Consider the following 10,068-nt stretch of genomic DNA (forward strand, 5'->3'; position numbering starts at 1 on the left):
GATTTATTGTATGAACAGGCATTCTATGGTTTGGTTAGTTAGTAAAGAAAAAGCCTTTTTTAAATACTTTTAAAAAGGCTTTTTACTTAAGATTTTTAAAAAGAAAATTTTAAACCATTAAGAAATTAAGTTTCATTAAGTATTGCTCTTGTTTTTTTAAGCTAAAAATTAAATCCGTTTGAATCTGTGTCATCTGTGTTCATTTTTTTGAAATTATATGCTAAAAAAAGTACGAGATTAAATATTTAAAACTTAATGAGCTTAATTTCTTAATGGTAAAATAAAAAATAAATTATGAGCTTATATTCTATAAATACGAACATTATGATGCAATGCTGCCAGATGAAAATCCTTCCCTGTTGCAGAAGTTGCTGTTATTTATAAAATAATATTTTGAGCTCTTTTGTAACATCTACAAAAGGGTTTTTTTATGCAGTTCATTTTCAATTGCTATACTTTATTTAATAAGAAATATAATTTAACCCCCCATAAAATTATGAGTTCACAAATCGTAAAACAGAACCCTTTTCAATCGATGATTGATCGTTTTAATATAGCAGCCGACATTCTTCAACTGAATGAATCGGTTAGAGAAAAATTGCAAAGACCAGAGAAACAAATAGTAGTTAATTTTTCGATTACACTTGATAATGGTACAGAACAAAATTTCGAAGGTTATCGCGTAATTCACAACACTGCTTTAGGACCATCTAAAGGAGGTATTCGTTATGATACTGCTGTTAATCTGGACGAGGTTAAAGCTCTTGCGGCCTGGATGACATGGAAATCGGCTGTTACAGGAATCCCATTTGGTGGAGCCAAAGGCGGTATTATCTGTGACCCAAGATTGCATTCTAAATCCGAATTAGAAAAAATAACACGAGAATATACTAATGCTTTATCAGATATTTTTGGTCCTGATAAAGATGTTCCGGCTCCAGATATGGGAACTGGTCCAGATGAGATGGGGTGGCTAATGGATGAGTTTTCATTAGTTCATGGCAAAACAATTCATGCTGTTGTAACTGGTAAACATTTGCATTCGGGTGGTTCCTTAGGTAGAGTAGAAGCTACTGGTAGAGGGGTAAGTATTATTAGTATTCTGGCGCTTCAAAAATTAAAATTAAGACCTGCAAGATCTACAGCTGCCATTCAGGGGTTTGGAAATGTTGGACTTCATTCGGCTTTGTTTTTATTCGAAAAAGGACTGAAAATTGTTGCTGTTAGTGATGTTTCTGAAGCTTTTTATAATCCAGAAGGAATTAATATTCCTGAGCTTATTTTGTATTATAATCTAAATAATAAAAGCGTTAACGGATATCCAAATGCAGTTGCTATAAAACATGAAGATTTATTATTATTGGATGTAGATGTACTTATTCCTGCTGCCAAAGAAGATGTAATTACTGCTGTAAATGCTGGGGATGTTCGGGCAAAAATAATTGTTGAAGGAGCAAACGGACCAGTTTCTTCAGATGCAGATAAAATCTTGCATGAAAATAATGTTTTGGTTGTGCCAGATATTTTAGCAAACGCGGGAGGAGTTACGGTATCCTATTTTGAGTGGCTTCAGAATTGTCTTTTAGAGTCCTGGAAAATCAGTCAGATTAATAAACGCTTGGAAGATATACTGGAGAAAAGTTTCGAAACAGTTTTTGCTACTTCAAGAAAATATAAAGTAACACCACGTATTGCAGCTTATATAATTGCTTTGCGTAAAGTCGCAGATATTCAGGCTGTAAAAGAGATTAAATTGATTGAGAAAAAATTCAAACAGAATTAAATTTATTAGATACTAATTTGACTTTCAACTAGATTAAGATTATTTCCATTGGTTACATATAATCAATGGAAATGTCTTTTTCTTAAAACTTTCAATTATTTACAAGAACTCTTTCCCTAAATACGAACATACTTTTTAAAAAATGGAACACATTAATTTTTTGGCGTTTGCTATGCCTGCTTTTTTTCTTTTTGTGTATATCGAGTTTCGACTTGCACAGCGAAGTAATAGGCCCGAATTTTTTAACTATGAAAGCTCTGTTTCGAATATAAGTATTGGTATTGCCGAGCGGCTAATCAACCTCTTTATTGCTGCTAGTTTTTATCAATTGTATTATTGGATTTATAATAATTATAGGCTTTTTGAGATACCGAGTAATTTTTTAGTATGGATAGGATTGATTCTCGCTACAGATTTTGTTTGGTATTGGTATCATAGATTAGGGCATGAAGTAAATTTTTTCTGGGCGGCTCATATCGTACATCATCATAGCAGTGAATTCAATTTTACAGCAGCAGCAAGAATAACTACTTTTCAGGCAATTATCCGTACAGGATTTTGGTGTGTTTTACCATTTATAGGTTTTCATCCCAAGATGGTTATTACGATGCTTATTGTGCATGGAGCTTATTCTTTTTTTACACATACTCAGGTTATAGGAAGAATAAAATGGTTAGAATATGTTTTTGTTACCCCATCTGTTCATGGAATACACCATGCTTCAGATGAGAAATACTTAGATAAAAACTATGGAGATATGTTTACGTTTTGGGATCGCATTTTTGGGACTTTCCAAGAAGAGGAAGAAAAACCAAAATACGGACTGACTCATCCATTAAAAAGCTATAGTTTTCTTTGGCAGCATTTTCATTATTATTTTGAGATTTATGAATTATGGAAACGGTCTAAAGGATTTAAAGACGGTTGGAATGCTATATTTGGAAGTCCTGCTGATATGGATCAAGATATTCGTCCAATTTTAGAGAAACGATTTTTGCAAGACAAAGACAATCCTAGTCATCGGCTTAAGTTCAAGAATTATCTTTATTTACAATTGGGAGTAAGTACCTTTTTGCTAACAATTTTTACCTATTATTTTGATTCTTTGGATGCATCCGATAAAATATTTGTTTTATCTTTTATTATTATTACGCTTATTAATTGTGGTGCTTTATTAGAACAACGCAAATGGATTTATTATCTAGAATATTTTCGCATTTTTATTTGTACAACTTATTCTTTATATATCGTAAACGAAGTTGAATTTTTTATTATCCCTGTTATTATAATGTTTTTAGCAGAACAGGTTTTTTCTTTGGGAGAAAAATACCAAAATGTCGTACTTCAGTTAGAAACATCAGAATGAATTATAAAGAAATGAGATTTTAAAAGCACTTCTTTTTGAAAGATTTTTTTTTTGCCACAGACTTTTGCTGATTAGAGAGATTTACTTGATAACAATCTGGTTATATCTTTCTTTGATTTAAATAAACTGTGGCTTTTTTTATATTGTTTTGAGAATTAATATTTTTCTACAAAAACTTCATTATAAATTATTATTTATTTTTCCCTTTTAATGCTTCGAACTTTAATACTTTAGATTCTTTACTTTTTTTATGTTTTTTAAATAATGTCCGAATCTATGGATTAAAAAACTTTTAGTGGTTATTGTAACTATTGTTTGTGAGTAGATTTGTATTTTAAATTGTAGGGTAAACAATTTTTTTGAATTCAATTTTATTTTGGGCTTTTGTTATTAGTTAGAAAATGAGGAAATTTTGGTTTCCTCATTTCTATTTTTAGGAGGATATTGTATTCTGTTTTTTTATCTAAAAGATTCATTTAATCTTTTTACCATTTTAATGCCTTTTGGTTTTTATTTCTTTCGGCTACTCTTTTACTTATTTAAACTTCTGCTAAAAAACATATTAATAGGTGTTTTTATAATCGCTCTATAGATTATTATTTAAAACTTTTCTTATAAACGAGTATTGTCCTATTCTATAAGTTTAAAAACTTTTATTGGTAAAAACAGATATGCTTAAGGAAGACCTTTGTAGTCTCAAACTAACTGTGTTTGAGGAAATAAATGAAGAGAGTAAGATTTAATTAAATCTTACTGTGATCTGATTTAAGATTTTTTTATTTCTACAATAAATTAAAAACACATAATAATTCAATTAAATAATAAATCATATGAAGAATAGATTACTCCCTTTGCTTTTTGTTTTAGGTTGTTATTCCGCTTACTCACAAGTAGGTATAGGGACACTAACACCAAGTACTTCATCGCAACTAGAAGTTTTTGCTAGCGATAGAGGTATCCTAATTCCAAGAGTTACATTAACAAGCTCAACGGATATTACTACAATTAAAGATGGTAACAAAGAAAGTTTGCTGGTTTTTAATACTGCAACTGTTTCTGATATTAAGCCAGGTTACTATTACTGGTATGAAGGTAAATGGAATAGAATTACTATTTCAAGTGAAGCCACTGGAGGTAGTGGTGGTGTTGTTGGAGGTAATGGTGTTCCAGGTAATAGAGGAGAAGCTGGGTATCCTGGTGCAGATGTAAGTATTTATACAGATCAAGTATCTGGTATTGTTTATGTGCAAAATATAGATGGAACTTGGTCTACTCTTAATGGTAAAAATGGACTTGACGGTAAAAATGGAATTGCTGGAGGCATTGGCTTACCGGGAGAAGCAGGTTTAGATGGAACAATTCAAATGTATATTGACCAGTCTACTGGTATTATATATATAAGAGATCCAAAAAACAAAGATAATTGGATTCCGTTAAGTGTTAAGAATGGAATTGATGGAGTTAATGGTAAACCAGGAACTGACGGTGTATCAATACCATCTGGATCAACAATTGTGATTGATAATACTACAGGTACTATTTATGTATTGACACCTGGAGCAGATCCAACTGACCCTGCAAGTTGGACTTCAATTAATGGTAAGAATGGACTTGACGGTAAAAATGGTTTATCTGGAGGTAATGGAGTACCAGGAGCAGAAGGTACAGCTGGAATAGATGGAACAATCCAAATGTATATTGATCAATCTACAGGTATTGTATATGTAAGAGACCCTAAGGATACTACCAAATGGATTCCATTAACTGGTGAAAGAGGTATAGATGGAATTAAAGGTATAGATGGTGAACCAGGTAAAGCGGGTACAATTACTACACTTGATGCTATTGTAAAAGATTCTAGTGGAAATATTTATGCTTACGTAGGATCTGATGGAACGATTGCGGGTCGTGATGCTGAATGGGCAGCAAAATCTCCAAATTGGGTTAAAATTAATGGCTTAAATGGTGAAGCTGGAATTCCAGGTACTGACGGAGAGCCAGGTACACCAGGTTCAATCACTACACTTGATGCAATTGTAAAAACACCAAGTGGTGATATTTATGCATATGTTGGGGCTGATAAAACAGTTACGGGTCGTGATAAAGAATGGGTTGATAAATCTCCAAACTGGGTTAAAATAAATGGATTAAATGGAGAAGCTGGAATTCCAGGTACTGACGGAGAGCCAGGTACGCCAGGTTCAATCACTACACTTGATGCAATTGTAAAAACACCAAGTGGTGATATTTATGCGTATGTTGGGGCTGATAAAACAGTTGCAGGTCGTGATAAAGAATGGGTTGATAAATCTCAAAACTGGGTTAAAATAAATGGATTGAATGGAGAAGAAGGGATTCCAGGTATTGATGGAGAGCCTGGTACGCCAGGTTTAATCACTACACTTGATGCAATTGTTAAAACACCAAGTGGGGATATTTATGCTTACGTAGGAACAGATAAAACTGTTGCTGGTCGTGATAAAGAATGGAGTGAGAAATCTTCAAATTGGGTTAAAATAAATGGCTTAAATGGTAAAGAAGGAATTGCAGGTGCAACAGGGGAGCCAGGTAAAGCGGGTTCAATTACTACGCTTGATGCAATTGTAAAATCTCCAAATGGTGATATTTATGCTTATGTAGGAACAAGTCAAACTGTTGCAGAAAGAGATGCAGAATGGGCAGAAAAATCTCCAAACTGGATTAAGATCAATGGTTTAAATGGTAAAGAAGGAATTGCAGGTGCAACAGGGGAACCAGGTAAAGCAGGTTCAATCACAACACTTGATGCAATTGTAAAATCTCCAAATGGTGATATTTATGCCTATATAGGAACAAGTCAAACTGTTGCAGAAAGAGATGCCGAATGGGCAGCAAAATCTCCAAACTGGGCAAAAATTAATGGACTAAATGGTGAGAGCGGAATTCCAGGTGCCGATGGTGAACCAGGTACTCCAGGGTCAATCACTACGCTTGATGCGATTGTAAAATCACCAAATGGCGATATTTATGCTTATGTCGGGACTGATAAAACAGTTGCAGGTCGTGATAAAGAATGGGTGGATAAATCTCCAAACTGGGTTAGAATTAGTGGTAAAGATGGAGTTGATGGAGCTCCTGGTTTAGCTGGAGGTCCTGGGGCGCCTGGTGATACAGGTGTTATAATTCCAGAAGGTACTACAACTTGGATTAATACAACAGATGGAGTTATCTATGTAAAAGATGCTGTGGGAGAATGGATTGCTGTAAGTGGAAAAGTAGCACCTAATAACATTTTGGGAATACAAGTAATTAGTGATGATTATGTAGTAACAGTAGATGATTATACAGTTATTGCAGAAAACCTAACTAAAGATATTACGATTACACTTCCAGATCCAGCTTTAAGCAAAGGTAGAATATTAGTAATAAACCAGTTTGATATGGTAAAAGCAGATGACACACCTATAGTGGTTAATTTTAACCATGAAATACGCTATTCAAGTAAAGCCAGATATACATATATGGCAGGAAGTTTATTTGGAGGAGCAACTGCAGGAAGTATGAAAGTTACGTTACAATCAAATGGAGTAAACTGGTACGTAATTACGTATACTATGTAATTTAAATTATTATTTACTTATAGTTCGTAAGCCTGGTCATTCAATTGACCAAGGCTTATTGGCTATGGCTAGAAAAATAACGTTAAAAATTAAGAACAATGAAAAAAAATATTTTAGTATTATTAATAACAATCTTGTCTTTTGCGCAGGTTTTTGCGCAAAATGCAGATCCCATAGGAATAGGAACCCAAAAAGCGGATGCATCTGCGGTTTTGGAATTAAAGTCTTCCAATCAAGGATTTTTGCTACCTCGTTTAACTACAGAGCAAAGAGATGGGATATCAAATCCAGCAGTTGGATTGACAATTTTTAATCTAGAGACTAATTGTATAGAGAGCTATACTGGTGAAGACTGGGTAGGTAACTGTGGTACGCCAAAGGCAATGGTTAAGATTCTTAATTGTGATAGCGATGTTGTTATTGCAGGAGATTTTAAAGAAGGACAGAGTGTGTCTAATACAACTCTTACCTTAAAATTAAATGTAGAAAAAAAGGGATCGTATATTATCTCTGTAGCTGCAAAACCTGATAATGGGTATTATTACAATGCTTCGGGTACGTTCTCGAGTACTGGACCAGTAGAGCTTATTATTGGAGGAATGGGATCTCCTAAAGCGGAAAGAACTGCATCAAATCCAGATAAGATTTATATTACCATGAATGATGTAGAGTCTACTTGTACAAAAGATATATTGGTAGCACCTTCGGCTATTGCTCCTATGTTTGCTCTTAATGGAGTAAGTTCTAATGGTATTGGAATTGTGAATTCACCATTGAATTCTTCAACAAACTCAATTACTATTTCACTTAGTGGAAATACTAGTGCATTTGGTTCTACTTATAGTATTCCAGCTGTTACAGTTAATGGAATGACATTTGGACCATCTTCTGGGACCTTTACTCAAAACCCAATGACAATTACATTAACAGGTAGAGGTACGCCACTTGCTGGAGGAACATTTCCAGTTACTATAACTTCGAATGGTACATTAACGCCAAATTCTGTAACCATGAATTATACAGTAGCTTCTCCTAATTTAAGATTAGTCGATTTTAATGGAGGTGGTTATGGTGCTAATTCAGGAGAGGCACTGGCTCTTATAAAAGCCGCTGCAAATTTTGGTACTTCTACTACTAGTATAGTAAAAGCACAAGGATTTACTGTTTCTAATAGTGGTAATATGGCAAGTACCGTTGCGAGTAAACCAGATATTATCGTAGTGCATTATCCGTATAATATGAATACAGCTGAAGCAACTTTGCTTAAGGGATATCTTGATGCGGGAGGAGTAGTACTTTATTTTACTGAATCTGGTAATACTCAAGTTGCTTTGAATGTTGCAACAATGATGGGGTATCCAAGTAATATTCTTACCAATTCAAATGTTACACAAGCGAGGGTAGAACAGTTTAACGCTGTTAATGATCAAATCATCAAAGGCCCTTTTGGAGATTTAACTGGCTTAGGCTGGGAAGATGATGGTGGTGGTGGTAATGCCATGAAAGGTTTCCCAGCTGGAGCAATTGTTGATTATAATACCAATGCGGGAGGTTCAAGAGTGTTTAGGGCTACAGGAACTAGTTTGTTCTTTGTAGGTGATGGAGGTTGGTTAAACCGAAATTTACTTGATGGAACTACACCAAAACTTAGTGGAAACGGAGGAGCAAACTCTGCATTATGGGGTAACATTATGGCATGGGCAGTAAGCAGAGCTACTACAAATGGAATAAATTATAAACCATAACTTTAAATTGGGTTTTATTAAACAAGTAAGGGCAGTTCAGAAATGAACTGCCCTTACTTGTTTATGGATGTAAATCTTCGGATGTTTTTTTAGAGTTTTAAATGAACTGCGTCGATATGTTACAGTGTTAAAAAAAGCATTGATAAAAGAAAAATTTGTTGACTTTTTCTTAGAGGAATCATTTTGTAGTTCATTTTTATTGTTTTAATAATTAAAAAGCTGTTTTGTGTTATGAATAATGGGTTAGAGTAATAGGTAGATATTGATATTTTAAATGGTGTAAGTGTCTTATTTCTATGTTTTAAAGATTTTGTAAGTATGCCTTAAATTGTAAGTATAAAAACTTTTAAGGGTATAAATAAGTTTTGTTTACAGGGAACTTTGTGCTTTGAAACTAAGTGTTTAATTATGAAGAACATTGATGTTGATAATGTATAGAAATTAATTCTATAAAGCAATTAAAATAGTAGAAAATCTATGATGTCAGAATGTGATTTGTCTTTTCGTGCAACAAGATCCTATACTTTCAATTCTTTATTAATTAACTTAATATCAAGTTATGATGAGGTTTTTTGCAGTAGAATCAATTTCGATGAAGTAAATAATTTTAATAACCCATTAAAGATTAAATAATATGAAGAATAGATTACTCCCTTTACTTTTTGTCTTAGGTAGTTATTCAGCCTACTCACAGGTAGGAATAGGAAAACTAAATCCAGATGCTTCAGCTCAGCTGGAAGTATATGCTACGGACAAAGGTATGTTAATCCCAAGAGTTACATTAACAGGCTCAACGGATATTACTACAATTGCAAAAGGTAACAAAGAAAGTTTACTGGTTTTTAATATGGCGACTGTATCAGACGTTAAACCAGGTTATTACTATTGGTCTGTATCTGATAATAGTTGGCAAAGACTTGCTATTTCAAGTGAAGTTACTGGCGGGATCGCTGGTTTAGCTGGAGGTCAAGGTGTTCCTGGTGACACGGGAGTTACTGTTCCTGCGGATGCTATTGCTTGGATAGATACTGCTACTGGTTATGTATACATTAAAGATGCCAATGATAAGTGGGTAAAAGTAAGTGCTAAAGATGGAGTTGATGGAGCCACTGGTTTAGCTGGAGGACCTGGAGTTCCTGGTGAGGCTGGAGTTACACCACCTGCAAGTACTACAACTTGGATTGATACAACGACAGGTGCTATATATGTCTATAATCCTACTACTAAAGAATGGGTTAAGGTAAGTGGAAACAACGGAAAAAATGGTATTGCTGGTATTAAAGGAGATCCTGGAAAGGATGCTACTAATATTCCAGCTGATGCTACTATATTGGTAAATGAAGATGGAGTTGTATTTATCAAAGATCCTAATACAGGAAACTGGATAAGAGTAAGTGGAAATAATGGAGTTGATGGCGCAGCTGGTTTAGCTGGAGGTGCTGGTATCCCTGGATTAGCTGGAGTTACAGCACCTGCTGGAACTACTGCTTGGGTTGACACTACAACAGGTTATATCTATGTTAAAGATGCCGACGGTAAGTGGGTTAAAGTAAATGGAAAAGATGGAGTTGATGG

Annotated in this window: 4 protein-coding genes and 1 pseudogene; all 5 read left to right on the plus strand. The window is 34.1% G+C overall.

Annotated elements, in window-relative coordinates; all coding sequences use genetic code 11:
- The first annotated feature begins 496 nt into the window (after window positions 1-496).
- Window positions 497-1,783, plus strand: a complete 1,287-nt coding sequence (locus B8T70_RS21505; RefSeq protein ID WP_242667540.1) for a Glu/Leu/Phe/Val dehydrogenase — start codon at window positions 497-499, stop codon at window positions 1,781-1,783.
- Between the two features lie 142 nt (window positions 1,784-1,925).
- Window positions 1,926-3,149, plus strand: a complete 1,224-nt coding sequence (locus B8T70_RS21510; protein ID WP_086896179.1) for a sterol desaturase family protein — start codon at window positions 1,926-1,928, stop codon at window positions 3,147-3,149.
- Window positions 3,150-3,979: 830 nt separating this feature from the next.
- The gene (locus B8T70_RS21515) at window positions 3,980-6,748 is read left to right on the plus strand and encodes a hypothetical protein (RefSeq protein ID WP_086896180.1); all 2,769 of its coding nucleotides are present in this window, start codon (window positions 3,980-3,982) and stop codon (window positions 6,746-6,748) included.
- Between the two features lie 98 nt (window positions 6,749-6,846).
- Complete coding sequence (locus tag B8T70_RS21520; RefSeq protein WP_086896181.1) at window positions 6,847-8,493, plus strand: hypothetical protein; 1,647 nt, start codon at window positions 6,847-6,849, stop codon at window positions 8,491-8,493.
- Window positions 8,494-9,127: 634 nt separating this feature from the next.
- Window positions 9,128-10,068, plus strand: a pseudogene (locus B8T70_RS21525) (hypothetical protein); the annotation flags it as partial.

Origin of the sequence: Flavobacterium sp. AJR (genome assembly GCF_002156885.1) — a bacterium.
Classification (GTDB): domain Bacteria; phylum Bacteroidota; class Bacteroidia; order Flavobacteriales; family Flavobacteriaceae; genus Flavobacterium.

Bases quoted from the DNA above. Each gene is read 5' to 3' on its own strand.
- B8T70_RS21515 (WP_086896180.1), top strand. From the start codon at position 3,980: ATGAAGAATAGATTACTCCCTTTGCTTTTTGTTTTAGGTTGTTATTCC.
- B8T70_RS21505 (WP_242667540.1), top strand. From the start codon at position 497: ATGAGTTCACAAATCGTAAAACAGAACCCTTTTCAATCGATGATTGAT.
- B8T70_RS21520 (WP_086896181.1), top strand. From the start codon at position 6,847: ATGAAAAAAAATATTTTAGTATTATTAATAACAATCTTGTCTTTTGCG.
- B8T70_RS21510 (WP_086896179.1), top strand. From the start codon at position 1,926: ATGGAACACATTAATTTTTTGGCGTTTGCTATGCCTGCTTTTTTTCTT.